Raw genomic sequence first — 24,546 nt, 5'->3', positions numbered from 1 at the left:
TGGCGTGCCCGCACCCGCGGAATCGGCAGGAATGGGGCTCAGGAATCGATCGGTCCGAGCCAGGCGGTCGCCGCCGTCGCGTGGGCGGACTCCGGGTCGGAGGGGTGGAACGCTCCGGCGAGCACGTCGCGATAGAGCCGCGAGAGCTCGTTCGCCGAGAAGTACGAGCCACCACCCGCGACGAGCATGGCCTGATCGACCACGTGCTTCGCGGTCGTGATCGCCCGGTGCTTGACTCCGGACAGCAGGCTGAACCATCGGGCGCCGTGGTCGATCCGCGCGTCGACGTCGTGGGCGAGCGTGGCGATCTGGGGCGGGAGCGCGTCGTACGCTAGGGCCATGTCGGCGATCCGCCAGCGGATGTCGGGGTCCTGATCGTAGGTCTTCCCGGTCTTCTTCGAGCGTCGCGTGGCCGCGGTCTGCGCGGCGACGTCGAGCGCGCGCCGGGCGATCCCCGTGTACACGGAGGCGAGCAGGATCTCGAACACGCTGAAGATGCCGAACACGATCGGATCGGGTGTCGGCCCGGGATCGATGCGACGGACGACGTGCTGCGGGGGCGCCTGTGCTCCCGCCAGCCGCGTCGTGCGGCTCTGGGTGCCGCGCATGCCCAGGGTGTCCCAGTCGTCGGACGTGGTCACCTCTGCCGTGCGCTCCACGAAGGCGAACACGAGCTTCGGGGCATCCGCGCTGGTCGTGTCGAGGCCGTGCAGGCCGAGCTTGCTCCACACCGGGGCGAGCGAGGTGAAGATCTTGGTGCCGGTGAACGCGTAGCCGCCGTCGGGGAGGGGGGTGGCATCCGTCTCGCTGCCGAACAGCACCAGGTCGTTGCCGGCCTCGCTGATTCCGAATGCGAACACCTCGCCCGCGACGGCGCCGTCCTGCACGAACTCGAGCCCCGCGACGCCGCGGTCGCTGAAGACCTTGGCGACGCCCGTCCACACCAGGTGCATGTTGATCGCGAGGGCGGTGGCGGGCGCGGCGGTCGCGAGTCGTTGCTGCAGCAGGGCGGCCTCCGCGAGCCCGAGTCCGGCGCCGCCGCGCTCGGCGGGCACCAGGATCGACAGATACCCGGCGGCGCGCAGCTCGTCGAGATCCTGCTGCGGGAAGGTGTTCTCGCGGTCGTGGATCGGCGCACGTTCGCGGATCCGCTCCAGCAGCTCGTCGGGCAGGAAGGCGGTGGGGTCGAATCCCCCGCGGTCGGTCGTGCTCATGCGAGGGCCTCCAGGAGCTGCCGGATCGATTCCTCCGGCTTGTCGCGGTGCAGGGAGTGCCCGGCGCCGTCCACGACCGACAGGGTGATCAGCGGGTTCGAGGCGAGTGTCTCCTCGGCCAGGGCGCCGGTGAAGATGCTGTACACGGCGGGGTCCGCCCCGATCACGTGCGCGGGAACGGTGAGCGATCGGGCCGCGGCGCGCACGTCCCAGGGCTGGTTCTGCACGCTGGTCTGCTCCACCGCCCACGCGCTCGCGCGCCGCACGGCATCCACCTTCAGCTCCTGATCCTGCGGATGCCAGTGCGGATGCTCCTCCTGCACCACGGCGAGGCGGGTGTCGGCGAAGGCGCGCTCCTGGCTGCGGCGCACGACGTCCGCGTCGTGGCCGGTGACGAGGATCGCGGGGTCGATCAGCACGAGTCGAGCCGCCCAGGCCGGATCGGATGCCGCGGCCACGGTGCTCGCCGCTCCACCGAGCGAATGTCCGACCACGGCATCCCAGGGGCCGCCGCCGTCCGGACGGGTCGCGACGAGATCGACCGCGAAGGCTGCGACCGTGTAGTCGAGCGCGCGAGGGGCATCGCCGTGCCCGCGGAGGTCGACCGCCGTGGCATGCCATCCTGCGGAGGCGAGGGCATCGCCCAGGCGCCACATGAGTGCTCCGGACGAACCCAGACCGTGCACCAGCAGGGCGTGTCGAGAGGCCGAGGGATCGCCCCAGGCGAGGCGGGGAAGGGTGAGCGGAGCGGGCATGGCTCCAGCCTAGAACCGCGGTCCGCTCGCCGGGTCAGACGGCGGGTTCGAGGGGTGGGATGTCGGCGGCGATCCGCAGCACGCGAGCCGCGGCCGCGTGCCCGGCAGACAGGCGGCCCGCGAGATCGGCGCCTTCGAGGGTCGCCGCCAGGAAACCCGACGCGAAGGCGTCACCCGCGCCGACGGGCTCGACGACCTCCACCACGGGCGCCGGCACGAAGACGGGCTCCTCGGAACCGGAGAAGGCCGTGGCGCCGATCTCGCCGTCCTTCACCACGAGCAGCGCGCAGTGCGGCAGGTGCGCACGGATCTCATCCGGGGTCGCGGTGCCCCAGATCCGCTCGGCCTCATCGCGACCCACGAACGCGATGTCGGCGGCATCCGCGAGGCGGGCGAGGGTGGCGGCCGCTTCCTCCTCGCTCCAGAGCGCGCGGCGGTCGTTCACATCGAAGGACACGGTCGCCCCTGCCGCGCGGGCATCCGCGAACAGCCGGGTGACCATCCCGGAGCACGAGTCCGAAAGTGCCGGGGTGATGCCAGTGGTGTGCACGATGCGCACGCCGTCGAGTCGCGCGGGGGAGAGGTGCCCGGGGGCCATGCGCGATGCGGCCGAGCCGCGGCGGTAGTAGTAGACGGCCGATGATGCGATGCCCGGGTCCTTGAACATGATGCCGGTGGGAGCCTCGGCATCCCGCTCGACCCACAGCTCCACACCGCGCTGCGCGACCTCCGTGGCGATGCGCGTGCCGAGCGGGTCGTCTCCGAGCCGAGAGGCCCACGCGACCGTGTGCCCGAAGCCGGCCAGTCCGATCGCGACGTTGGACTCCGCGCCGGCGAGGCCGATCGTCGCGGTCCGACCTGCGGAGAGGTCGGCGTCGGTGGGGGTGACGAGCGCCATCGTCTCGCCGATGCAGACGACGGCCGGAGCGGCGGCGTGCGAGGAGGAGGGGGAGTTCATGAAGGGGTGACCGCCAGAGGTTCGGTGTCGGGGTGGGGGCTCGCGTCGCGATGACGCAGGTCGGGGAAGGAGCGGACGAAGACGATCGAGACGACGAGTCCGGCCGCCGCGAAGAGGGTGGCCGCGAGATAGGCGCCCCGCGGATCGGTCGCGTCGACGAGGAACCCGGCGACCGCCGAACCGGCGGCGGCACCGATCAGCTGACCCGTGCCCGCCCAGCCGAAGGCCTCGGCCGTCTCGCTGAACTTGACGCTCGCGGTCGTGATCGCGAAGAGCACCGCGAGTGCGGGGGCGATGCCGATGCCCGCGACGATGAGGGTGCCGCCCAGCCAGAAGACATCGAGCGAGACCATGGTGAGGGCCAGGCCGATCGTGACGATCGTGAGGCGCCGGGCCATCGCCCAGGGGCCGATCGGGATGTGCCCGAACGAGAGCCCGCCGGCGAGGCTGCCGACGGCGAACACCGCGAGTACCAGGCCGGCCGCGAGACTGCCGTGCTCGAACGTGGCGACGACGCCGACCTCGACGGCGGAGCATGCGCCGATGAGCAGGAATCCGATGACGGTGGCGAGGAGTACCGGCGGCTTGAGCACGACCTTCCCGAACGCGCTGCGACTGCGCGGGATGCGCACCCGGCCGACCTCGGGGGCGAGGATGAACCACGCTCCGCCGCCGACCAGCACCACCGCGACGAGGAGCAGCCCCTCTGCCGTGCCGATCTGCGTCGAGACGAGGGTGATGACCACCGGCGCGAGCACCCAGATGATCTCCTGCAGCGATGCGTCGAGGGAGAAGAGGGGGGTGAGCTGCTTCGCGTTCACGAGTTTCGGGTAGATGGTGCGCACGGCGGCCTGGACCGGCGGCGTCGAGAGTCCGGCGAGGAGACCGAGAGCCATGTACCCGGGGACGTTCAGGGGCAGCAGGGCCAGACCCAGCACGGCGAGGACGCAGACCGCGAGCGTCAGGGTGAGGACGCGGCGCATGCCCCACGCGCCCATCCACCGGCTCGTGACGGGGCCGGCGACGGCCTGCCCCACGCTGGTCGCGGCGAGGACGAGACCGGCGAACCCGTAGGAGCCGGTCTGCTGCTCGACATGCAGCAGGATCGCGAGCGAGGTCATCCCGTTGGGGAAGCGAGCGGTCAGCTGAGCCGCGATCATGCGCGCCACCCCGGGCGTGCGAAGAAGGTCCCGATATCCCGCCACGGGTCAACGCTACCGGGCCTCGGCGGGCGTCGGCGGCAGGTCGCGCGGAGGCGTCGAGGCGACACGCCGACGACACGCCGGAGGCGAGTTTCCACAGGCGTCGGAATGTCCGAGGTGCGCCCTAGCGTGCCCCCTGTGGATGGATCGCGAGCGAGTGGTTCTCCGCCGCGATTTCTCGGGGGTCAAGACCCCGTCGCCGGGTCCGGTGCCTGTGGAAGAAAGGGTGGAGAACCTGTGTTGTACCTGGGGAGAGCGGTGGAAAACTACACGGATGTAACTACTACCCCTTGTGGTCGTACCTAATGTCCGTACCTATATGTAGTATTGAACTCCCGGCGGCGGTCTGCCGGAGGATGCCTGCTGAGAAGCAGGCCTGAGATCTGAGGGGTCACCAGAAAAATGTCGATTACGGTCTACACCAAGCCGTCCTGCGTTCAGTGCAACGCCACCTACCGCGCGCTCGACGCCAAGGGCATCGAGTACGAGATCCACGACCTGTCGGAGGACCCGACGGCCCTGGAGCAGGTCAAGGCGCTGGGCTACATGCAGGCGCCGGTCGTCGTCACCGACGAGGACCACTGGTCGGGCTTCCGTCCCGACAAGATCAACGAACTCGCGACCCGCCTCGCCTGAGCACGACCATGAGCGCCGTCGCCACCGCAGCGCCGCTCCTGGTCTACTTCTCGAGCGTGTCGGGCAACACCGCCCGATTCGTCGAGAAGCTCGACCTCCCCGCCCGACGCATTCCCCTTCAGCGCAGCGACGGAGAGCTCGTCATCGACGAGCCCTTCGTCCTGATCACCCCCACCTACGGCGGGGGTGAGGGGCGCGGTGTCGAACGAGGCGCGGTGCCCAAACAGGTGATCCGATTCCTCAACGACGAGCGCAATCGGCGCCACATCCGCGGAGTGATCTCCGCAGGCAACACGAACTTCGGCGAGTCCTTCTGTCTCGCCGGAGACATCATCAGCCGCAAGTGTCAGGTGCCCCACTTGTATCGGCTCGAAATCTTCGGCACACAGGACGATGTTGATCGCGTGAGCGACGGATTGGAACGACGTTGGACAGCGCAGTTAAAGACCAGGCCATGACCGAGCAGGTGGCCTTCAAGATCAACCCCGGCTACGAGGGCATGGACTACCACGCCCTCAACGCGATGCTGAATCTGTACGACGCGAACGGCAAGATCCAGTTCGACGCCGACAAGCGCGCGGCGCGGGAGTACTTCCTGCAGCACGTGAACCAGAACACCGTGTTCTTCCACTCGCTCAAGGAGCGCCTGGACTACCTGGTCGAGAAGGAGTACTACGAGGGCGCGGTCATCGAGCGCTACTCGTTCGACTTCATCCAGAAGCTCAACGACCTGGCGTACTCGAAGAAGTTCCGCTTCGAGACGTTCCTCGGCGCGTTCAAGTACTACACGAGCTACACGCTGAAGACGTTCGACGGCAAGCGCTACCTCGAGCGGTTCGAGGACCGCGTCGTCATGACCGCTCTCGGTCTCGCCGACGGCGACGAGAAGCTCGCCGTCGCGCTGGTCGAGGAGATCATCTCCGGCCGCTTCCAGCCGGCCACCCCGACCTTCCTCAACGCGGGCAAGGCCCAGCGCGGCGAGCTCGTCAGCTGCTTCCTGCTGCGCATCGAGGACAACATGGAGTCGATCGCCCGCGGCATCAACTCCGCCCTGCAGCTGTCGAAGCGCGGTGGCGGCGTGGCGCTGCTGCTGTCGAACATCCGCGAGTCGGGTGCGCCGATCAAGCAGATCGAGAACCAGTCCTCGGGCATCATCCCCGTGATGAAGCTCCTCGAAGACAGCTTCAGCTATGCCAACCAGCTCGGTGCCCGTCAGGGTGCCGGCGCGGTGTACCTCAACGCGCACCACCCCGACATCATGCGCTTCCTCGACACCAAGCGTGAGAACGCCGACGAGAAGATCCGCATCAAGACGCTGTCGCTCGGCGTGGTCGTGCCCGACATCACCTTCGAGCTCGCGAAGAACGACGAGGACATGTACCTGTTCTCGCCGTACGACGTCGAGAAGGTCTACGGCGTACCCTTCGGCGACATCTCGGTCACCGAGAAGTACCGCGAGATGGTCGACAACCCGCGCATCAAGAAGACGAAGATCAACGCGCGCGAGTTCTTCCAGACCGTCGCCGAGATCCAGTTCGAGTCGGGCTACCCGTACGTCATGTTCGAAGACACGGTGAACAAGGCCAACCCGATCAAGGGCCGCATCAACATGTCCAACCTCTGCAGCGAGATCCTGCAGGTGAACACACCGACCACGTACAACGACGACCTGTCGTACGACAACATCGGCAAGGACATCTCCTGCAACCTCGGCTCGATGAACATCGCACTGTCGATGGACGCCGACAACCTCGGCCAGACGGTCGAGACGGCGATCCGTGCGCTCACCGCGGTCAGCGACCAGAGCCACATCGGCTCCGTGCGCTCGATCGAGGACGGCAACGACCGCTCCCACGCGATCGGCCTCGGCCAGATGAACCTGCACGGCTACCTGGCACGCGAGCACGTGTTCTACGGGTCGGAAGAGGGCATCGACTTCACGAACATCTACTTCTACACGGTGCTGTTCCACGCGCTGCGCGCCTCGAACAACATCGCGATCGAGCGCGGCACCACGTTCGACGGCTTCGAGGACTCGACGTACGCCAGCGGCACGTTCTTCGACAAGTACATCGAGCGCGCCTGGGTTCCCGAGACCGAGAAGGTCAAGGAGCTCTTCGCCGGCAAGCACATCCCGACGCAGGAGGACTGGGCGGAGCTGAAGGCCTCGATCCAGAAGCACGGCATCTACAACCAGAACCTCCAGGCCGTGCCGCCGACCGGTTCGATCTCGTACATCAACAACTCGACCTCGTCGATCCACCCGATCGCGTCGAAGATCGAGATCCGCAAGGAAGGCAAGCTCGGCCGCGTGTACTACCCGGCGGCGTTCATGACGAACGACAACCTGGAGTACTACCAGGACGCGTACGAGATCGGCTACGAGAAGGTCATCGACACCTACGCCGCGGCGACGCAGCACGTCGACCAGGGCCTGTCTCTGACGCTCTTCTTCAAGGACACCGCCACCACCCGCGACATCAACAAGGCGCAGATCTACGCATGGCGCAAGGGCATCAAGACGATCTACTACATCCGTCTGCGTCAGATGGCGCTCGAGGGCACCGACATGGCCGAGTGCGTCTCGTGCATGCTCTGATCCCGCGATCCTCCTGAACTCGAGAAACGACGAAAATGACTCCCGAATCCCTCAAGCTGGTCGACCACGTGCAGGCGATCAACTGGAACCGAATCCAGGACGACAAGGACGTCGAGGTGTGGAACCGCCTCGTGAACAACTTCTGGTTGCCTGAGAAGATCCCGCTGTCCAACGACATCCAGTCGTGGAACACGCTCACCCCCGACGAGCAGCTGCTCACGATGCGCGTGTTCACGGGGCTCACCCTGCTCGACACCGTGCAGGCCACGGTGGGCGCCGTGTCGCTGATCCCCGATGCGATCACCCCGCACGAGGAGGCCGTCTACACGAACATCGCGTTCATGGAGTCGGTGCACGCCAAGAGCTACTCCTCGATCTTCTCGACGCTCGCGTCGACGAAGGAGATCGATGAGGCGTTCCGGTGGTCGGTCGAGAACCCGAACCTGCAGCGCAAGGCTCAGATCGTCATGGACTTCTACCGCGGCGACAACCCGCTCAAGCGCAAGGTCGCCTCGACCCTGCTCGAGAGCTTCCTGTTCTACTCGGGCTTCTACCTGCCGATGCACTGGTCGAGCCGGGCGAAGCTCACGAACACCGCCGACCTGATCCGCCTCATCATCCGGGACGAGGCCGTGCACGGGTACTACATCGGGTACAAGTTCCAGAAGGGCCTCGAGAAGGTCACGCAGGCGGAGCGCGACGAGCTGAAGGACTACACGTTCTCGCTGCTCTACGAGCTCTACGACAACGAGGTGCAGTACACGCAGGACCTCTACGACGGTGTCGGTCTGACCGAGGACGTCAAGAAGTTCCTGCACTACAACGCCAACAAGGCGCTGATGAACCTCGGCTACGAAGCGATGTTCCCGTCGTCGGTCACGAACGTGAACCCGGCGATCCTGTCGGCGCTCTCCCCGAACGCCGACGAGAACCACGACTTCTTCTCGGGCTCCGGCTCGTCCTACGTCATCGGCAAGGCCGAGGCCACGGAAGACGACGACTGGGACTTCTGAGCGATCTCGTCGCGTCGCCCCGCGAGCGGCGACCTGTTCACGTCACGCCCCCTGCGTCTCTCGACTGAGAGCGACGCAGGGGGCGTGTCTTTGTCGGGCGCGCGACCGCTGCCGGACCTGCGCGTCGGCACTCACTCAGCCGGGAACGCGCGCTCCTTCAGCTGAGCGGCCAGGTGCGCGGCATTCCGTGCGGCCGTCGCCGTGGCGGATGCCACTTTCTCCGGCGTCTCGTCGAGGTCCTTGTAGTCGACCGTGTGCATCGCCTCGCCGTTCCAGTACACCGAGCCCTGGGCCGGGATCGTGTAGCCGATGTCGTTCAGCGACTGGAACAGGATCGCCGCGATGTGGTGCGCGCCGTCCTCGTTGCCGACGACGCCGGCGATCGCGACCTTGTCGAACAGGTGCGGGCGCCCCGCGGCATCCGTCTCGCTGAGCTCGGCGTCGAGCCGCTCGAGCACGCGCTGAGCGATGCTCGAGTGCTGACCCATCCAGGTCGGCGTGACGAACACGAGGATGTCGGCGTCGAGAACCTGGGCGCGCAGCGTCGGCCACTCGTCGGCTCCGCCCATGTCGGCCTCGACGCCGGGGCTGATGACATGGTCGGCGGCCCGGACGAGTGCGCCGGTCACGCCGTGCGCGGCGAGGGCGTCGAGCACCTGCGTGGCGAGCAGGTCGGAACTCGACTCGGCGGGGGAGGGCTTCAGGGTGCAGGAGATGGCGAGTGCCTTCAGAGGAGTGGTCATGATCGAAGGCAATCACGCGCCGGGTCGTGCGCCCAGGGGGTTTCCTCTTCTGCGCTTCTGCGCTACCGGTGGACGGTACGCTAGAAGACGGCCGCGACGACAGGAGACCCCGTGATCCTCAGCTTCATCTTCTTCATGATCCTCTTCCTCGGAGGCATCTACCTCATGGGTCTCGCCCAGTCGCTCGAGGACTTCCAGGCCATCGTCTTCACGGGCGGCCTGCTGATCACGATGGTGTCGCTGGCGTTCATGATGCGCGAGGGCGGCACGGCCACGCGTCGCTCGAACAACTGGTCGGGCAACGCCACCGACTGATGGAGTCCGCGCTGTGGGAACCACCGCGCGTCGTGGGATCCGAACCTGTGAGACGCACAGATTCGGAGCGTAATCTCGAGGGATGAGAACGCGGATGCACGGCCCGATGTACGGCCGGTCATCTGCGCTTCTCGCCTCTTCTTCGACCGTCTCCGACGACGGTTCCTGCATCGATGACGGGGCGCATGAGGGCGGCGCCTGCCCCTGAGCGGGGCCGCCGGAGATGAGGTCATCATGGATGACGTTGGACGGATCGTCCGCACTCGCCCGAGCGATCGACGCGCACGTTCGTCGAGTGCTTTCACCGAGCTGGCCCAGCAGGTCCGCGACCGCGGTCTGCTCCGCCGTCGCTACGGCTACTACTGGTCGAGGCTCGTCGCTGCCCCGCTGATTCTCGCGGCGTGTCTGCTCGCCTTCGTCTGGATCGGTGACTCCTGGTGGCAGCTGTTCACAGCGGCGGTCCTCGCGATCCTGTTCACGCAGATCGCGTTCCTGGGGCACGACGCGGCGCACCGCCAGATCTTCGTCTCGGGGCGGTGGAACGACTGGATCAGCCTCATCCTCGGCGACCTGCTCGTCGGAATGAGCTACGGATGGTGGCAGCACAAGCACACCCGTCATCACGCCAACCCCAACAAACTGGGCGCCGATCCCGACATCGAGTTGCCCGTCATCGCCGTCACGGCGGAGTCCGCGAGGAAGCACCGCGGACCGGTGATCGCGTGGCTGCGCGGTCACCAGGGGTGGCTGTTCTTCCCGATCCTGTTCCTCGAGGGCGTCTCGCTGCACGCGTCCGGCGTGCGACGGGTGTTCGCGCGAGGTCGACTGGAGCGGCGCTGGGTCGAGATCGTGTTCCTGAGCGTGCGGATCATCGGCTTTCTCGTGCTGGTGTTTCTCGTGCTCTCGCCGGGCATCGCGTTCGTGTTCCTCGCGGTGCAGCTGGGGCTGTTCGGGTTCTACATGGGCATGGCGTTCGCCCCGAACCACAAGGGGATGCCCGTGGTGCCGCGTGAACTGACGCTGGACTTCCTCCGCCGCCAGGTCCTCATGAGCAGAGACATCACGGGGAGTCGTGTCGTGGATGTGGCTATGGGAGGTCTGAACTATCAGATCGAGCACCATCTGTTCCCGTCGATGCCCCGACCTCACCTGCGGCGGGCGGCGCCCCTCATCGCGGACTACTGCCGCGCGCAGAACGTGACCTACACGCAGACCGGGCTGCTCGCCTCCTACGCGATCGTCGTCCGGTACATCAACCGGGTCGGCCTGGGGGAGCGCGACGTGTTCAGCTGTCCGTTGATCGAGCAGCGCACCGCGATCGGGTGATCAGCGCCGCCGGGCCAACCGGGCTTCGAGGTTCGCCCGCACGGCCGGCCACTCCGGCTCGATGATCGAGAACTCGACGCTGTCGCGCAATGCCCCGTTGCGGAAGCGTGACATCGCCCGCATGACGCCGTCCTGCTTGGCTCCCAGGCGTTCGATGGCGGCGCGGGACTGGAAGTTCACCCACTGCGTGGTGAGGCCGACGCGGAAGACGCCCAGCGTCTCGAAGGCGTGCCGCAGCAGCAGGAGCTTGGACTCGGCGTTCGTGCCGGTGCCGTGCGCAGACGGCCGGTTCCAGGTGTAGCCGATGTGCAGCCGCGGCACGTCGGGCACCAGGTCGTAGTACGTCGTCATCCCGATCGCGCGACCCGCGGCGTCGAACGCCGTGAAGGGCACCATCTCGCCCGACTCCCGCAGGGCGATGCGGCGGTCGATCTCGGCGGCGACCCCGTCGGGCGCGGGGACCGAGGTGTACCACGCGGTCTTCCACAGCTCGCCCTCCTCCACCGCCTCGACCAGCGCATCATGGTGGGCCCTGTCCAGGGGGCGCAGCTCGACGAGCTCTCCGGTCAGGGTGACGGCGGCAGGGGAGACGAGGAAGGCCATGAGGTCATTCAACCAGCGCGAGGGGCATGTGATTCACGCCGCCACGATGCGGTGTGCCCATTGGCCGGTGCCCATGCGCGGCGCGAGGTACGTGGTGTCGCCCACGCGTTGCAGGAGTCGTTGGTAGGCCCGCACGAGCTCGATGGTCACGCCCAGCTCGAACGCGAGGCTGGCGCCGTGCGTGCCCCGCATCGCTTCGGCGGAGGCGTAGGCGGCGGGGGTGAGCAGCAGCCGCGCGGCCCACTCGTCCGCCTGGCGCTCCTGACGTCGTCGTGTCGGCGCGTGCGTGGTCACGGTGTGGCCGAGGGCGGCGTGCGCGAGCTCATGAGCGAGGACGCTGCGGCGGGTGCGCTCGCTCATTCCCGGGGCGAGCCGGATGCAGCCGGAGGCGTGGTCGTAGCCGCCCAGCGTGGGGCCCGGTCGTTCGATGACGCGGAGACCATGCTCTTCGACGAGTCGAAGAAGGTCGTCCATGCTGCCCCTAGTGGTAGAGATCGTCGGTGTCGCCGTGGTGCCCGAGGCCGGAATCGAAGGCGACTTCGCGGACATCTTCGCGCGGGCCGCGGACATTCGGGCGACGGAAGGGCGTGAGCTCGCCGCTCGCGCCGGCGTTGTCGACACGGAGCCGTTCCTCGGCGCGTGCGAACACGATGTGGGGCTCGACGCGCAGTGATGCGCACACGGCGTACACGACGGGCACGGGGATCGCGCGCTTGCCGGTGACGTAGTTGTCGAGTGCGCTGCGCGCGATGCCGATCGTGCGCGCCATCGCGGCGATGCTGCTGCCGGCGGCGGCGATCTCTGCCCGCAGCTGGCGCCCGACCGCCGCGTTGAACTCCTCGGAGGGTGTCTTCACACGAGTCACGATAGCACCGGCCCGTAACCGATATGCCGTCATACCGGACCAGGCGCACCTTGTCCGGAGCCATGCGGGGCGATAGTGTCGTCGTGTGACGACGGATGATCGACAGATGGTGGCATCGGCGGTCCTGTCGCACCTTCACTCACGCGGTCGCTCGGTGGCGTGGCTCGCCACTCGCGCCGGCGTGCCGGACTCGACCCTCCGCAGCAAGCTCGGCGGTCGATCCGCCTTCACGGTGACCGACCTCGCCGCGATCGCGGACGCCCTCGGCCTCTCACCCGCCGCTCTCGTCCCCTCCCCGCCGGCCCCCACTCGGCCTCTTTCGCGCTGACGAGTCGGCGGTTCGCCGCGGTCCCGTCGGCGGAGCGCGGAGTATCGTGGCGGCATGAAGACTGTTCCGTTCGGGTCCACTGTCGCGCCTTCCGTCATCGCCGGGATGATGCGGATCGATGACAAAGACGACGCCCACATCCGCGAGCTCTACCGCGCTGCGCGCGACTCGGGCATCGATTTCTTCGACCACGCCGACATCTACGGCGGCAGCATGCACCACTGCGAGACCCGGTTCGCCGAGGCGCTCGGGCTGACGCCGGCCGAGCGTGACGAGATCGTGCTGCAGACCAAGTGCGGCATCGTGCCGGCAGAGGGGATGTTCGACTTCTCGTACGAGCACATCATGACGCAGGTCGAAGGGTCGCTGCGCGCGCTGCGCACCGACCGTCTCGACGTGCTCCTGCTGCACCGGCCCGACGCGCTGGTCGAACCCGAGGAGGTCGCGCGGGCGTTCGACGAACTCGAAGCGTCCGGCAAGGTGCGCGCGTTCGGTGTCTCGAACCACACGCCCCGCCAGATCGACCTGCTGCGCACGGCCGTGCGCCAGCCGCTGGTCGCGAACCAGCTGCAGCTCTCGATCACGCATGCGCCGATGATCGCACAGCCCATCGCGATGAACATGGCGGCGGAGGATCAGAGCGTCGGGCGCGACGGTGGCGGCATCGTGGAGTACTGCCGCATCAACGACATCACGGTGCAGGCATGGTCGCCCTTCCAGGGTGGATTCTTCACCGGCGTCTTCCTCGGCAATCCGGAGTACGCCGAGCTGAACGCCGTGATCGATCGCCTCGCCGCCGCCTACGACGTCACCCCGATCGCGATCGCCACCGCGTGGATCACGCGCCACCCCGCGCACATGCAGGTCGTTCTCGGGACCACGACGCCGCAGCGTGTGCGCGACGCCGCAGCGGGTGCCGACCTCACGCTCACCCGCCCCGAGTGGTACGAGCTCTTCCGCGCCGGCGGGCACCTGCTGCCGTAGCGGCGCTACCCTGAGTCCATGCCGTTCCTGTTCTCGATCCTCGTCCTCGCGCTGATGATCGGCGCGCTGATCGACATCATCACCCGGGACGATTCGCAGGTGAAGCACCTGCCCAAGATGGTGTGGCTCATCGTCGTGATCCTGCTGCCGCTGATCGGCGGCCTGCTGTGGTTCGGACTCGGGAGGGACTACGGCGACGGCGGTATCCCCATTCCGCGCATGCGGCGTGCCGCACGCCCGGCGCGTCCGGGCCCGACGACCGTGCAGGCCGCTCCTCCGTCGGACGTGCGCACGACGGAGCAGCAGATCGCCGATCTCGACCGGGAGATCGAGGAGTGGCGGCTGCGACAGGAGATCGAGAAGCGCCGAGGCGGAGCTGACGGACAGGGACAGGGGCAGAGCTAGACATGGCGAAGCGTGCAGTGATCGGCGGCGGATCGGGATTCCTCGGCACCGCCGTGAAGGAAGCCCTCGAGAAAGACGGCTACGAGGTGGGCATCATCGGCCGCAACGGCCCGGATGCCCGCTGGGACGACCCCGCGTCGATCCTGCGCCTCGTGGACGGCGCCGACCTGCTGATCGGCCTCGCGGGCAAGGCGATCGACTGCCGGTTCACGGACGCCAACCGCGAGGAGTTCTTCCGCTCCCGCGTCGACACCACGCGGGCCCTGCACGAGGCCGTCGAACGCTCCGTGCACCCTCCGGGCGTCTGGATGAACGCGAGCAGCGCCACGGTGTACCGCTACGCGCTCGACCGGCCGCAGACCGAGGCCGACACCGACTTCGACACGGGGTTCTCGCCCGATGTGGCGCTCGCCTGGGAGGATGAGCTCTTCCGCGGCGACCTCCCCGGCACGCGGCGTGTGGCTCTGCGCATCACGATCGTCCTCGGCGACGGTCCGGCCACCGACCTCTTCTTCCGACTCGCCCGCTTCGGGCTCGGCGGGCCGCAGTTCGACGGCTGGTGGTTCCCGCATCGGCGGTACCGCGGCATCGGCCCGAACCCCACCCAGCCGGAGCAGCCCCTCGGGCATCGCTCCCGCGGACGGCAGAAGTTCAGCTGGATCCACATCGACGATCTGGTCGGCGCAGTGCGGTTCATCCGCGACGACGCGTCGATCCAGGGGCCGGTCAATCTCTCGGCGCCCACCCAGACCGACAACCGCGGGCTGATGGCGACGCTGCGGCGCGTGGTGGGGATGCCGATCGGCCTGCCGTCCTGGCGCTTCATGCTCGAGCCGGCGATGTGGGTGCTGCGCAAGGAGCCCGAACTCGTGCTCAAGAGCCGGTGGGTGGCTCCGCGGGTGCTGACCGACGCCGGGTACGACTTCACGTATCGCGAGATCGAGCCCGCGCTCCGCGACGTGTGGGATCAGCGCAAGAACTGACCCGCGCTCAGTCCGCGGGGCGCAGCAGACGGTCGAGCAGCGCGAGCGCCTCGTGCTGCGGGGCGGCCTCATCGAGGAGCCACTGCGTCTGCAGGCCGTCGGATGCCGCGACGACGAGGGCGGCGACCGCCTCAGGATCGGCATCGGCGCGCAGGCGACCGCGCTGCTGCTGTTCACGGACCGACGCGGCGATGTCGGTGCGGAGGCGCGCGAACCGGGTCGTGGCGAAGTCGCGCGCCACGGGATGGCCGTCCTCCAGGGCGGTGGCGACGAGTGTCGAGTACAGCTGCACGAGCCCGGGGACCGCGCGATTGGTGCGGGCGCTCTCGATCATGAGCTCGACGGGTGTCGCGTCATCGAGAGCGGGGCCGGGGCGATGGCTCGGTGCGTTGCTCTCGGCGTAGACGGCGACGAGGAGCTCTTCCAGCGAGCCGAAATAGTGGGTGAGGGCCGCGTGGGTGACACCGACCTCCCGCGCGATCGCGCGCAGACTGGTGCGGTCGGCGCCGCGCTCGGCGAAGACCTCGATCGCCCGGTCGAGGATCTGCTGACGTCGCGCGATCCCCTTCGCATAGGCGCCGCGCGGGGGTGGGCGATCGTCGTCATCCGGCATGCTCGCAGTCTAGCGAGATCAAAACCTCCGCGTGGAAGTATTTGTGCTAGCGTGCTCACACGGGCGAGAGCCCGACTGTCGCCGACGACCCGAGGAGCACGACCGATGACGATCCAGACTTCCCTCCAGCTGTTCACGATCAAGGACCAGCTCGAGGCCGATCTCGAGGGCGCGCTCGCCGAGGTGGCCGCCCGCGGCTTCACCGCCGTCGAGCCGTACGACTTCGTGCGCCGCGCGGACGCGGACGCCGCGGCCCTGACCGCCTCGGGTCTCACGGCCCCGTCCGGTCACGCCTTCCTCGCTTCGGAGTCGTTCGTGAACCCGGACGGCAGCGGCACCACGACACCGGTGCCGCCTCCCGCCGAGGTCTTCGCGGCTGCCGCCGTCCTCGGCATGCACACGGTGATCGATCCGTACACCGCGCCCGCCCGCTGGGAGTCGATCGCACAGATCGAGGAGACCGCGCGGCTGCTGAACGCCGCCGCCGCGATCGGCGCCGATCTCGGCATCCGCGTCGGGTATCACAACCACGCGCACGAGCTGGAGGCGGTCTTCGACGGCGTCACCGGACTCGAGGTGCTCGCGGGGCTGCTCGATGACCGCGTCGTGCTCGAGGTCGACCTGTACTGGGTCGCCCGCGGCGGCGTCGATCCCGTCGCCCTGCTGCAGCGTCTGGGCGACCGCGTGATCGCGGTGCACGCCAAGGACGGCACGCTCGACCCCGCGCTCGCGTCCACGTATCCGCCGGCCGACCAGGTGCCCGCGGGCGACGGTGCCGTGCCACTCGTGGAGTCGATCGCGGCCGCCCCCGCGCTCGAGCTCGCGATCGTCGAGTTCGACCACTACGAGGGCGATCTCTTCGCGGCGATCGAGCGCAGCCGTGTCTACCTCGACGAGAAGGTGGCACGCTGATGGGCATCGGCTCCGGGCCCGTCGGCGTCGGCATCATCGGCGCGGGGAACATCAGCGACCAGTACCTGACGAATCTGACCGCCTTCCCCGATGTGCGGGTACTCGCGGTCGCGGACGCGATCGAGGAGCGCGCGCGGGCGCAGGCCGAGAAGTACGGGGTGCCCCGCGCCGGCGGGGTCGACGTGGTGCTCGATGATCCCGAGATCGACATCGTGGTGAACCTCACGATCCCCGCGGTGCACGTGGAGGTCTCGGAGGCGATCATCGCCGCGGGCAAGCACGTGTGGACGGAGAAGCCGATCGGGGTGGACCGGGAGGAATCCCGGCGCCTGCTCCGGAAGGCGGATGCCGCCGGGCTGCGCGTCGGCGTCGCTCCTGACACCGTGCTCGGCCCCGGCGTGCAGACCGTGAAGCGCGCGATCGCACGGGGCGACATCGGACGCCCGCTGTTCGCCCAGACCACCTTCCAGTGGCAGGGACCGGAGATCTTCCACCCGAACCCCGCGTTCCTGTACGCCCGGGGCGCGGGGCCGCTGCTCGACATGGGCCCGTACTACGTCTCCGCCCTCGCTCACGTGTTCGGCCCCGTCGCCAGGGTGGCGGCGCTCGGTCTGCAGGGCACGGCGACGCGACGGGTGCAGGTCGGGGAACTCGCCGGTCAGGAGTTCCCGGTCGAGATCCCGTCGACGCTCAGCGTGCTGATGGACTTCGAATCCGGAGGTCAGGCGCAGAGCCTGTACAGTACCGACTCACCCGTCCTGCGTCAGGGCATCGTCGAGGTGACCGGCACCGAGGGCACGATCGTCATCCCGGACCCGAACACCTTCGGTGGGCCGATCTCGATCACCCGGCCGCTGCGCCGCGTCGTCGTCCCCCCGCAGCCGGTCGAGCAGGAGATCATCGACGTCGCCTCGGAGGGCGTGCTCTCCGGCCGCGGGGTCGGACTGCTCGACATGGTGCGATCGATCGCCGCAGGGCGACCCCACGTCGCATCGGGGGAGTTCGGCTACCACGTGCTCGACACGCTGCTGTCGATCGAGGAGGCCGCGGAATCCCGCAGCTTCGTCACGGTCGAGAGCACCCTGGATCAGGTCGGCACGCTGGAGGCGGACTTCGATCCCTTCCAGGCCACTCTCTGACGACGGTCGGACGGACAGGAGGCCGGCTCAGCGCTCGCGCAATCGCACGAGACGCTCGTGGCCGGTCTCCTCGAGTTCCGTGATCTCGTCACGCGACTTCAGGAAGTCCGAGAACGAGCGGTAGCCCAGAGCCTTCTCGCTGAACGAGGGGTCCATGCGGCGCATGTGGGTCTTGACGGCCGAGCTGTGCAGCCACTCGTCGGCATCCGCCTTGTCGTGTCCGAGCCGCAGCGCGCGCTCGAGGAGCTGGGTCGCCTCGCCCTGCTCGTCGAGCTTGGGGGCGGTCTTGGCGCGACGCGTCTTCGGAGCGGTCTTCGTCTTCACGGTCGTGTCGGCCGTGTCGGTCGGGCTCACCGTGGCTTCCGCGACGACGGCGACGGGCTGGCTCGGACGAACGACGCCGGTGAGCGAGTCGTAGGCCTCGAACTCGTCGCACGCGGCGGCGAGCGACTTGGCGGTCGATCCGGCCACGCCCACGCCGATCACGTAACGGCCGAGCCGCTTGCAGCGCTGGGCGAGCGGCACGTAGTCGCTGTCGCCCGCGACGATCACGACGTGCGTGAGGTCGGGAAGGCGGAACATGTCTTCCACGGCATCCACGGCGAGACGGATGTCCGCGCCGTTCTTCGCATAGGCCGCCGCGGGGAAGAGCTGGACCAGGTCGACCGCGCGGGCCACGAGCTGCGAGCGGTACTCCGCGTTGACCGGCGACGACCAGTCCGCGTACGCCCGCGTGAGAACCAGGGTGCCGAAGGACGCCGCGTAGTCGATGATCGCGCCGACCTCGATCATGGCGCGACTCAGGCGCTCGGCGACCTCGGGGTCGTTCGGGTTCTCGGCGATGCGCTGGCGGTCCTTGCCGTAGGCATTGCGCCCGTGGACACGGTCGTACCAGGAGATGACGATGTTGTCGAAGTCGAGGTAGACCGCGACGCGGGTCGCGGACGGCTCAGCCACGGTCGGACTCCTCGCCGGGGTACTGCACGCCGATCTGGCGGCGGATCTCATCGAGTGCGCCCATGATCTCCACGCTCTCGGCGAGCGGCAGCAGATCGCCCTCCAGGATGCCCTCGCGGACCAGTCGTTCGGCCGCGAGCGCCTCGAACTGCATGCCGCGTCCTCCGGCCTCCGGGTCGAGGCGGCCGTCGAACTCCTCGATCACGGTGCCGTCGGGTCCGACGACACGGAACGTCGTCGGGGAGTACCAGACGCGGTCGATGTCGATGCGGGCGGCGGTGCCGATGATGCTGGCGGTGTTCGGCCCCGCCGCGCGCGAGGACGACAGGCTGGTGGAGATCGCCCCGCCCTCGTGCGTCATGACGGTCGCGACCTCGGCGTCGGCTCCGGTCTCGATCAGCCGCGCGACGCTGTGGATGCTGGTGGGCGCACCGAGGATGTCCCAGATGAACGACAGCGGGTAGATGCCGAGGTCGAGCAGCGCGCCGCCGCCGAGCTCGAGGGCGTTCAGGCGATGCGCCGGATCGGAGGGGAGCAGCTGCGTGTGGTCGGCGGTCACGGCGCGGATCTCGCCGAGCGTTCCCTCGGCGATGATCTCGCGCACGCGGAGCATGTGCGGCAGGTAGCGGGTCCACATGGCCTCGGTGGCGAGCAGACCGCGCTCGGTCGCGAGGCGCTGGAGGTCTTCGGCCTCGGACCGGTTCACCGTGAACGCCTTCTCGACGAGGACGTGCTTGCCGTGCTCGAGCGCGAGACGCGCGTTCGCGTGGTGCATCGGATGCGGCGTCGAGACGTAGATGATGTCCACGTCGGGATCGGCCACCAGCGCCTCGTACGAGGCGTGCGCGTGCGGGATGTCGAAGCGGGCGGCGAAGGCGTCGGCGGACTCCTGCGACCGCGAGCCCACCGCCACGAGATCGAGCCCTTCCGTCCGCAGATCAGAGGCGAAGGCGGCGGCGATGCCGCCGGTAGCGAGGATTCCCCAACGAAGACCAGTCATCATCTCAGCGTAGAGGGTACGGGCGACACTCTCGTCGGACTCAGGGAATCAGCACGATCTTGCCCGATGCCGCACCGGACTCCACGAGCACGTGGGCCTGTGCCGCCTCGGCCAGGGGGAGCTGGGGGCCGAGCTCGATCACGAAGTCGCCGGAGGCGAGCAACGCGATCGTCTCCGGAAGGGCCTCCGCGCGCCACTCCTGCTCCTGCGCGGTGAGCGGGGTCGGCGAGCCGCCGGAGAAGGCCCGGATACCGAACGATGCGGCATCCGGCCCGCGGACGATGGTCGCGATGCGATCGTGGTCGGGCACGAGGGCGAGGGAGACCTCGATGGCCTCATCCGTGCCGGCGCAGTCCAGGGCGACCGTGACCCCGTCGGGGGCCGCCGCCTCGACGCGCTCCTGCAGGCCGTCGCCGTACGCGACCGGGATCGCGCCGAGTTCGCGCAGCTGCGCGTGGCGGGCCGGGCTCGCGGTCGCGATCACGGTCACGCCCCAGTCCACGGCGAACTGCACCGCGGCCTGACCGACCGCGCCGGAGCCGGCGTGCACGAGCAGCACATCGCCCTCGCTCACCTCGAGCGACCGCAGAGCCTGGTACGCGGTGCCGGCGGGGATGCCGATGCCGGCGCCCTCCGCGGCGGTGACGGAATCGGGCAGTGCCGCGAGGTGGTCGGGCGAGAGAGCGATCGCCGAGGCGTAGGTGCCGTGCGCATCGCGGATCGCGACCCGGTCGCCGACCGCGAAGCCGTCGACCCCGGGCCCGATCTCGGTGACCACGCCGGCGCCGTCGAATCCGACGGGACGCGGCTCGGTGAGGGGCGGCGATGGGCGCTTGCCGCCGCGGATCTTCGCGTCGATGGGGTTCACGCCCGCGGCCTCGATCCGCACCACGACCTCGCCGTGCCCGGGCACGGGATCGGGGATCTCGGTGAGGTGGAGGACGTCGGGGGAGCCGATTTCGGTGTAGACGATCGCGCGAGCCATGGCTCCAGGCTACCCACCGGCGGGCCGGTGGGGGCGGGATCAGCGGCCGGCGAGGACCTTCTGGATGCGCTGCGGCGAGACCGGCTGCGCGGTGCCGAGCCGCTGCGCGAACACGCTCACGCGATACTCCTCGAGCAGCCAGCGCGTCTCCACGAGCGCGGGGGTGGCGTCTTCCGACAGCGGGATCGTGCCACCGGCATCCTGATACACCGTCGCCATTCGCTCGTACTCCGTCATCCGCGTGCGGTCCTTGCCCGGTTCGCTCGCCAGCGTCTTCAGCCGGTCGCGCATGGCCTCGAGATAGCGGGGGAAGTGCGCGAGCCGGTCGATCCCCGCGGCCGACACGAATCCGGGGTGCAGCAGCGCGAGCAGCTGGGTCTTGATGTCGTTCAGGGGCCCGAGCAGCGCGAGCGAGTTCTGCGCCTTGATACCGCGCTCCACGTCGCGCGACAGTGTGAGGATGCGGGCGACGAGCGAGACCGCCGCGAACAGCTCGTCGACCAGCACTGCCGAGACCGCATCCCGGACGCGGGCGAACTCGGCCTCGGTGCGCACCACGCCCGTCCCCGCGGTGGCCGCGTCGATCACGCGGCGCGCGACCGCGGCGCGGCAGTCCTCGATCAGCGCGGCGGCGGAGGGGTACGACGATGCCGCGAGGGCGAGCTTCTCCGGGCTGGTGAGGTGCTGCTGCACGTACGAGGACGGGGAGGGCACGGCGAGGAGCACGAGGCGCAGCACGCCGGCGCGGGTCGCGGCCGAGGCCGCCTCCGCGGAGGACTCGACCCGCACCGACACGGTCTTGCCCTGATCGACGACGGCCGGGTATCCGCGCACGACGCCGCCGGCGACGCGGGTGTCGAGCACCTCGGGGAGGTCGCCGAACGTCCAGGCCGTCAGGCCGTCCTGCTCGATCGGTCCGCGGACCGAGGCGGCGGCGACCGAGGCCGCGGCATCCTTCGCGCCCGCGCGCTGTCGCGGGGGCGCGGCGATCGACCGCGCCACGCTGCTGCGCGCGCGGTCGGAGAGCTCGGTCTGCAGCGCGCCCAGGTCGCGTCCGCTGCCGGCGACGCGGCCGCGTTCGTCGACCGCGCGGAAGTTCATGCGCAGGTGCGCGGGCACGCGCTCGTCCTCGAAGTCGGCGGCCGTCACGAGCTGGTTCGCCAGCGGCTGGACGAGGCGCGCGAGCGCCTCCTTCAGCGTGCGCGCCGGGAGGCCGCCGTGCGCCTCCGGACCCTGGCCCGCGAGCTCCGCCCCGAACTTGTCGGCCCAGTCGGCTGCCGGCACGACGTGGCGGCGGATGGCCTTGGGCAGGGCGCGCAGCAGCCCGGTGACGAGCTCGGCGCGCAGTCCGGGCACCTGCCAGTCGAAGCCGCGGTCCTCCACCTGCGCCAGGAGCGCCAGGGGCACCACGACGCTGACGCCGTCGTCCGGCGCGCCGGGTTCGAAGCGATACGCCAGCCCCAGCACCTGGTCGCCCTGCGTCCAGCGCGTGGGGAAGTCCTTCTGGTCGGCGCGTTCCTCGTCGTCGATCAGGTCGGCCTCGCGCATCGCGAGCAGCTTCGGCGTGGTCGCCATCGTCTCGCGCCACCACGCCTCGAAGGAGCGCACGTCGAAGACCTCGGCGGGGATGCGCTCGTCGTAGAAGCGGAACACGGCCTCGTCGCCGGCGAGGATGTCGCGACGGCGCTCGCGCTCCTCGAGCTTCTCGAGACGCTTGCGGAGCTCGGCGTTGCTGCGCCAGAACCCCGCCACCCGCTTGTCGAGGCGGCTCGGATCCCACTCGCCCTCGACGAGTGCATGACGCACGAACAGCTCGCGCGAGGCGGCGCGGTCGATGCGCGCGAACTGCACGCGGCGCCGCGGGATGATCTCCACGCCGAACAGCGTCACCTTCTCGAAGGCGACGGCGGCCCCGGCATCCTTCGACCAGTGCGGTTCGGTGACCTGCCGCTTGGCGAGATCCCCGGCGAGCGGCTCGGCCCACGCAGGATCGATCGCGGCCACCGTGCGGGCGAAGGTCCGCGAGGTCTCGACGATCTCGGCGGCCATCACGGCGCGCGGGCTCTTCTTGCGGAGGCCGGAGCCGGGGAAGATCGAGAAGCGGATGCCGCGCGCGCCCCGGTATTCGGTGACCTTCCGCTTCGGGTCCTTGGCGGGCGAGTGCGTCTTGCCGGCCGGGGCCGTGCGCTCGTCCAGGATGCCGATCTGCGACAGCAGGCCGGACAGCAGCGAGCGGTGGATCGCATCGGGATCGGATGCGCCCTGCTGGGTGCCGGAGCCGGTGGCATCGCCCTCGACGCGGATCTTCGCCCCGGTCAGGAGCGCGCGCAGCTGACGGTGCACGTCGAACCACTCGCGCACGCGCACGTAGTTCAGATGCTCGGCCCGGCAGAGGCGGCGGAAGGCGCTCGATCCGAGCTCGCGCTGCTGTTCGCGGAGGTGGTTCCAGAGGTTCAGCAGCGTGAGGAAGTCGCTCGTCGGGTCGGCGAAGCGGGCGTGCAGCCGATCGGCCTCGGCGCGGCGCTCCTCCGGACGCTCCCGGACGTCCTGGATCGACATGCCCGACACGATCGCCAGCACGTCGCGGGTGATCTCGGGGGAGCCCGTCGCCGAGCGCCCCGATTCGATGAGCATGCGTGCGAACCGCGGATCGATCGGGATGCGCGAGATGTCGCGGCCGATGCGGGTGAGGCGCGCGGTCTCGGAGCCGGACTGCGCCTCGACGGCGCCGAGCTCGGTGAGCAGGTCGACCGCCGCCTTGACGCCGCGGGAGTCGGGCGGGGTGAGGAAGGGGAAGGCGGTGATGTCGCCGAAGCCCAGGGACAGCATCTGCAGGATGACCGAGGCCAGCGAGGTGCGCAGGATCTCGGGTTCGGTGAACTCCAGGCGGCGCTCGAAGTCCTCCTCCGAGTAGAGGCGGATCGCGATGCCGTCGCTCGTGCGTCCCGCGCGGCCGGAGCGCTGGTTGGCGGAGGCCTGCGAGATCGCCTCGATCGGCAGGCGCTGCACCTTCGACCGGTTGCTGTACCGCGAGATGCGGGCGGTGCCCGTGTCGATCACGTACTTGATGCCCGGCACCGTGAGGCTCGTCTCGGCGACGTTGGTGGCGAGGATCACGCGGCGGCGGACGCCGGCGACGCGGCTCCGCTCGAACACGCGATGCTGCTCGGCGGCGGAGAGGCGCCCGAACAGGGGGAGGACCTCGGTCGGGGAGCGGTCGTTCGCGTAGGCGCCGCGCACGGCATCCGCCGCATCGCGGATCTCGGCCTCGCCGGGCAGGAACACGAGCACGTCGCCTGCGGACTCGCGGTCGAGCTCGCGCAGCGCGGCGACGATCGCCGACACCTCGTCCTCCGGCTCCCCGGAAGCGGGGGAGGTCGCCGCGGCATCCTCCTCGGCGTCGTCGGTGAGCGGGCGGTAGCGGATCTCGACCGGATAGGTGCGTCCGGAGACCTCGATGACCGGAGCGGGCGTGCCGTCTGCGCCCGCGAAATGCTTCGCGAAGCTCTCCGGGTCGATCGTCGCCGAGGTGATGATGACCTTCAGGTCGGGCCGTTCCGGCAGGATGCGGGCGAGGTAGCCGAGCAGGAAGTCGACGTTGAGGGACCGCTCGTGCGCCTCGTCGATGATGATCGTGTCGTAGCGGCGCAGAAGGCGATCACGGTGGATCTCGTTCAGCAGGATGCCGTCGGTCATCAGGGCGATCCTGGTGTCCACGGAGACCTTGTCGGTGAAGCGCACCTTGTAGCCGACCAGGGCGCCGAGCTCGACCTGGAGCTCCTCCGCGATGCGCTCGGCGATCGTGCGCGCCGCCAGACGGCGAGGCTGCGTGTGGGCGATGTTCGTCCGCCCGAGTTCGAGCGCGATCTTCGGCAGCTGCGTGGTCTTCCCCGAACCGGTCGCGCCCGCGACGATGACCACCTGGTTGTCGCGGATGGCCTCGGCGATCTCGGCGCGCGCGGCGCTGACCGGCAGCTCCGGCGGGTACGAGATCACGGGGGAAGACATAGC

At 69.2% G+C, this 24,546-nt stretch carries 25 protein-coding genes; 12 read left to right on the top strand and 13 right to left on the bottom strand.

Features of this window, described 5'->3' with window-relative positions; translation table 11 throughout:
* Positions 1 to 38: 38 nt before the first annotated feature.
* Genes ACWA14_RS11025 through ACWA14_RS11010 form a run of 4 tightly spaced genes read right to left on the bottom strand, consistent with a single transcriptional unit; the run spans position 39 to position 4,132 of the window.
* On the bottom strand, positions 39 to 1,214 hold the full coding sequence (locus ACWA14_RS11025) for an acyl-CoA dehydrogenase family protein (protein ID WP_463793367.1): 1,176 nt from the start codon (positions 1,212 to 1,214) through the stop codon (positions 39 to 41).
* Positions 1,211 to 1,969 carry an alpha/beta fold hydrolase gene (locus tag ACWA14_RS11020; RefSeq protein ID WP_463793366.1) on the bottom strand — a complete coding sequence of 253 codons (759 nt, stop codon included), beginning with the start codon at positions 1,967 to 1,969 and terminating at the stop codon, positions 1,211 to 1,213. The genes ACWA14_RS11025 and ACWA14_RS11020 overlap by 4 nt, the downstream gene beginning before the upstream one ends.
* A gap of 34 nt (positions 1,970 to 2,003) precedes the next feature.
* A complete protein-coding gene (locus ACWA14_RS11015) occupies positions 2,004 to 2,927 on the bottom strand; it encodes a sugar kinase (protein WP_463793364.1) in 924 nt (307 codons plus the stop codon).
* Positions 2,924 to 4,132, bottom strand: a complete 1,209-nt coding sequence (locus ACWA14_RS11010; protein ID WP_463793361.1) for an MFS transporter — start codon at positions 4,130 to 4,132, stop codon at positions 2,924 to 2,926. The genes ACWA14_RS11015 and ACWA14_RS11010 overlap by 4 nt, the downstream gene beginning before the upstream one ends.
* A gap of 399 nt (positions 4,133 to 4,531) precedes the next feature.
* Here ACWA14_RS11010 and nrdH point away from each other — a divergent pair, with 399 nt between their 5' ends.
* Genes nrdH through nrdF form a run of 4 tightly spaced genes read left to right on the top strand, consistent with a single transcriptional unit; the run spans position 4,532 to position 8,377 of the window.
* The gene (nrdH, locus tag ACWA14_RS11005; protein WP_045279611.1) at positions 4,532 to 4,765 is read left to right on the top strand and encodes a glutaredoxin-like protein NrdH; all 234 of its coding nucleotides are present in this window, start codon (positions 4,532 to 4,534) and stop codon (positions 4,763 to 4,765) included.
* A gap of 8 nt (positions 4,766 to 4,773) precedes the next feature.
* Positions 4,774 to 5,223, top strand: a complete 450-nt coding sequence (gene nrdI / locus ACWA14_RS11000; RefSeq protein WP_463793359.1) for a class Ib ribonucleoside-diphosphate reductase assembly flavoprotein NrdI — start codon at positions 4,774 to 4,776, stop codon at positions 5,221 to 5,223.
* The gene (gene nrdE, locus ACWA14_RS10995) at positions 5,220 to 7,364 is read left to right on the top strand and encodes a class 1b ribonucleoside-diphosphate reductase subunit alpha (protein WP_463793357.1); all 2,145 of its coding nucleotides are present in this window, start codon (positions 5,220 to 5,222) and stop codon (positions 7,362 to 7,364) included. Before nrdI ends, nrdE begins: the two co-directional genes overlap by 4 nt.
* Positions 7,365 to 7,399: 35 nt before the next feature.
* On the top strand, positions 7,400 to 8,377 hold the full coding sequence (gene nrdF, locus ACWA14_RS10990; protein ID WP_463793354.1) for a class 1b ribonucleoside-diphosphate reductase subunit beta: 978 nt from the start codon (positions 7,400 to 7,402) through the stop codon (positions 8,375 to 8,377).
* A gap of 131 nt (positions 8,378 to 8,508) precedes the next feature.
* Here the strand turns inward: nrdF and ACWA14_RS10985 are convergent, their stop codons facing one another.
* Complete coding sequence (locus tag ACWA14_RS10985; protein ID WP_463793352.1) at positions 8,509 to 9,120, bottom strand: flavodoxin family protein; 612 nt, start codon at positions 9,118 to 9,120, stop codon at positions 8,509 to 8,511.
* Between the two features lie 111 nt (positions 9,121 to 9,231).
* Between ACWA14_RS10985 and ACWA14_RS10980 the strand changes: the two genes are divergently transcribed.
* Positions 9,232 to 9,435: a hypothetical protein gene (locus ACWA14_RS10980; RefSeq protein ID WP_463793350.1), complete on the top strand. Its 204-nt coding sequence runs from the start codon at positions 9,232 to 9,234 to the stop codon at positions 9,433 to 9,435.
* 234 nt (positions 9,436 to 9,669) lie between these two features.
* The gene (locus ACWA14_RS10975) at positions 9,670 to 10,761 is read left to right on the top strand and encodes a fatty acid desaturase family protein (protein WP_463793348.1); all 1,092 of its coding nucleotides are present in this window, start codon (positions 9,670 to 9,672) and stop codon (positions 10,759 to 10,761) included.
* Here ACWA14_RS10975 and ACWA14_RS10970 read toward each other — a convergent pair whose 3' ends face one another.
* The 3 genes from ACWA14_RS10970 to ACWA14_RS10960 are packed head-to-tail and all read right to left on the bottom strand — an operon-like array spanning position 10,762 to position 12,220.
* Positions 10,762 to 11,364 (bottom strand): GNAT family N-acetyltransferase, encoded by a 603-nt coding sequence (locus tag ACWA14_RS10970; protein WP_463793346.1) that lies wholly within the window; start codon positions 11,362 to 11,364, stop codon positions 10,762 to 10,764.
* 33 nt (positions 11,365 to 11,397) lie between these two features.
* Positions 11,398 to 11,838, bottom strand: coding sequence for an ImmA/IrrE family metallo-endopeptidase (locus ACWA14_RS10965; RefSeq protein ID WP_463793344.1), 441 nt, complete (start codon positions 11,836 to 11,838; stop codon positions 11,398 to 11,400).
* A gap of 7 nt (positions 11,839 to 11,845) precedes the next feature.
* Entirely contained in the window at positions 11,846 to 12,220 is a 375-nt protein-coding gene (locus ACWA14_RS10960) for a helix-turn-helix domain-containing protein (protein ID WP_463793343.1), read from the bottom strand.
* 94 nt (positions 12,221 to 12,314) lie between these two features.
* On the opposite strand from ACWA14_RS10960, the gene ACWA14_RS10955 reads away from it, so the two are divergent.
* From ACWA14_RS10955 to ACWA14_RS10940, 4 genes are read left to right on the top strand one after another with little or no spacing between them, the layout of a single operon-like run.
* Positions 12,315 to 12,557: a helix-turn-helix domain-containing protein gene (locus ACWA14_RS10955; RefSeq protein ID WP_463793341.1), complete on the top strand. Its 243-nt coding sequence runs from the start codon at positions 12,315 to 12,317 to the stop codon at positions 12,555 to 12,557.
* A 54-nt stretch (positions 12,558 to 12,611) separates the two neighbouring features.
* Entirely contained in the window at positions 12,612 to 13,541 is a 930-nt protein-coding gene (locus ACWA14_RS10950) for an aldo/keto reductase (protein ID WP_463793337.1), read from the top strand.
* An 18-nt stretch (positions 13,542 to 13,559) separates the two neighbouring features.
* Positions 13,560 to 13,946, top strand: coding sequence for a PLDc N-terminal domain-containing protein (locus ACWA14_RS10945; protein ID WP_463793335.1), 387 nt, complete (start codon positions 13,560 to 13,562; stop codon positions 13,944 to 13,946).
* Between the two features lie 2 nt (positions 13,947 to 13,948).
* Positions 13,949 to 14,929 carry an epimerase gene (locus ACWA14_RS10940; protein ID WP_463793333.1) on the top strand — a complete coding sequence of 327 codons (981 nt, stop codon included), beginning with the start codon at positions 13,949 to 13,951 and terminating at the stop codon, positions 14,927 to 14,929.
* 7 nt (positions 14,930 to 14,936) lie between these two features.
* Here ACWA14_RS10940 and ACWA14_RS10935 read toward each other — a convergent pair whose 3' ends face one another.
* Complete coding sequence (locus ACWA14_RS10935; protein ID WP_463793329.1) at positions 14,937 to 15,542, bottom strand: TetR/AcrR family transcriptional regulator; 606 nt, start codon at positions 15,540 to 15,542, stop codon at positions 14,937 to 14,939.
* Positions 15,543 to 15,647: 105 nt separating this feature from the next.
* Between ACWA14_RS10935 and ACWA14_RS10930 the strand changes: the two genes are divergently transcribed.
* Together ACWA14_RS10930 and ACWA14_RS10925 are read left to right on the top strand one after the other, a co-directional pair.
* Complete coding sequence (locus tag ACWA14_RS10930; RefSeq protein ID WP_463793327.1) at positions 15,648 to 16,454, top strand: sugar phosphate isomerase/epimerase family protein; 807 nt, start codon at positions 15,648 to 15,650, stop codon at positions 16,452 to 16,454.
* A complete protein-coding gene (locus ACWA14_RS10925; RefSeq protein WP_463793325.1) occupies positions 16,454 to 17,593 on the top strand; it encodes a Gfo/Idh/MocA family protein in 1,140 nt (379 codons plus the stop codon). The genes ACWA14_RS10930 and ACWA14_RS10925 overlap by 1 nt, the downstream gene beginning before the upstream one ends.
* 27 nt (positions 17,594 to 17,620) lie before the next feature.
* Here ACWA14_RS10925 and ACWA14_RS10920 read toward each other — a convergent pair whose 3' ends face one another.
* Genes ACWA14_RS10920 through hrpA form a run of 4 tightly spaced genes read right to left on the bottom strand, consistent with a single transcriptional unit; the run spans position 17,621 to position 24,543 of the window.
* Positions 17,621 to 18,550: an NYN domain-containing protein gene (locus ACWA14_RS10920; protein WP_463793324.1), complete on the bottom strand. Its 930-nt coding sequence runs from the start codon at positions 18,548 to 18,550 to the stop codon at positions 17,621 to 17,623.
* Entirely contained in the window at positions 18,543 to 19,550 is a 1,008-nt protein-coding gene (locus tag ACWA14_RS10915) for a Gfo/Idh/MocA family protein (RefSeq protein ID WP_463793322.1), read from the bottom strand. The genes ACWA14_RS10920 and ACWA14_RS10915 overlap by 8 nt, the downstream gene beginning before the upstream one ends.
* Before the next feature lie 40 nt (positions 19,551 to 19,590).
* Entirely contained in the window at positions 19,591 to 20,535 is a 945-nt protein-coding gene (locus ACWA14_RS10910; protein ID WP_463793320.1) for a quinone oxidoreductase family protein, read from the bottom strand.
* A 39-nt stretch (positions 20,536 to 20,574) separates the two neighbouring features.
* A complete protein-coding gene (gene hrpA / locus ACWA14_RS10905; RefSeq protein ID WP_463793317.1) occupies positions 20,575 to 24,543 on the bottom strand; it encodes an ATP-dependent RNA helicase HrpA in 3,969 nt (1,322 codons plus the stop codon).
* Positions 24,544 to 24,546 lie beyond the last annotated feature (3 nt).

It is taken from the genome of Microbacterium sp. TW_SC_2 (assembly GCF_055361165.1).
This window is presented reverse-complemented; position numbering and strand designations above follow the sequence as displayed.

Coding starts and splice junctions, on each gene's coding strand:
- ACWA14_RS11025 (WP_463793367.1), bottom strand. CDS start 1,214: ATGAGCACGACCGACCGCGGGGGATTCGACCCCACCGCCTTCCTGCCC.
- ACWA14_RS11020 (WP_463793366.1), bottom strand. CDS start 1,969: ATGCCCGCTCCGCTCACCCTTCCCCGCCTCGCCTGGGGCGATCCCTCG.
- ACWA14_RS11015 (WP_463793364.1), bottom strand. CDS start 2,927: ATGAACTCCCCCTCCTCCTCGCACGCCGCCGCTCCGGCCGTCGTCTGC.
- nrdH (WP_045279611.1), top strand. CDS start 4,532: ATGTCGATTACGGTCTACACCAAGCCGTCCTGCGTTCAGTGCAACGCC.
- nrdI (WP_463793359.1), top strand. CDS start 4,774: ATGAGCGCCGTCGCCACCGCAGCGCCGCTCCTGGTCTACTTCTCGAGC.
- nrdE (WP_463793357.1), top strand. CDS start 5,220: ATGACCGAGCAGGTGGCCTTCAAGATCAACCCCGGCTACGAGGGCATG.
- nrdF (WP_463793354.1), top strand. CDS start 7,400: ATGACTCCCGAATCCCTCAAGCTGGTCGACCACGTGCAGGCGATCAAC.
- ACWA14_RS10985 (WP_463793352.1), bottom strand. CDS start 9,120: ATGACCACTCCTCTGAAGGCACTCGCCATCTCCTGCACCCTGAAGCCC.
- ACWA14_RS10975 (WP_463793348.1), top strand. CDS start 9,670: ATGGATGACGTTGGACGGATCGTCCGCACTCGCCCGAGCGATCGACGC.
- ACWA14_RS10970 (WP_463793346.1), bottom strand. CDS start 11,364: ATGGCCTTCCTCGTCTCCCCTGCCGCCGTCACCCTGACCGGAGAGCTC.
- ACWA14_RS10965 (WP_463793344.1), bottom strand. CDS start 11,838: ATGGACGACCTTCTTCGACTCGTCGAAGAGCATGGTCTCCGCGTCATC.
- ACWA14_RS10950 (WP_463793337.1), top strand. CDS start 12,612: ATGAAGACTGTTCCGTTCGGGTCCACTGTCGCGCCTTCCGTCATCGCC.
- ACWA14_RS10945 (WP_463793335.1), top strand. CDS start 13,560: ATGCCGTTCCTGTTCTCGATCCTCGTCCTCGCGCTGATGATCGGCGCG.
- ACWA14_RS10940 (WP_463793333.1), top strand. CDS start 13,949: ATGGCGAAGCGTGCAGTGATCGGCGGCGGATCGGGATTCCTCGGCACC.
- ACWA14_RS10935 (WP_463793329.1), bottom strand. CDS start 15,542: ATGCCGGATGACGACGATCGCCCACCCCCGCGCGGCGCCTATGCGAAG.
- ACWA14_RS10930 (WP_463793327.1), top strand. CDS start 15,648: ATGACGATCCAGACTTCCCTCCAGCTGTTCACGATCAAGGACCAGCTC.
- ACWA14_RS10925 (WP_463793325.1), top strand. CDS start 16,454: ATGGGCATCGGCTCCGGGCCCGTCGGCGTCGGCATCATCGGCGCGGGG.
- ACWA14_RS10915 (WP_463793322.1), bottom strand. CDS start 19,550: ATGACTGGTCTTCGTTGGGGAATCCTCGCTACCGGCGGCATCGCCGCC.
- ACWA14_RS10910 (WP_463793320.1), bottom strand. CDS start 20,535: ATGGCTCGCGCGATCGTCTACACCGAAATCGGCTCCCCCGACGTCCTC.
- hrpA (WP_463793317.1), bottom strand. CDS start 24,543: ATGTCTTCCCCCGTGATCTCGTACCCGCCGGAGCTGCCGGTCAGCGCC.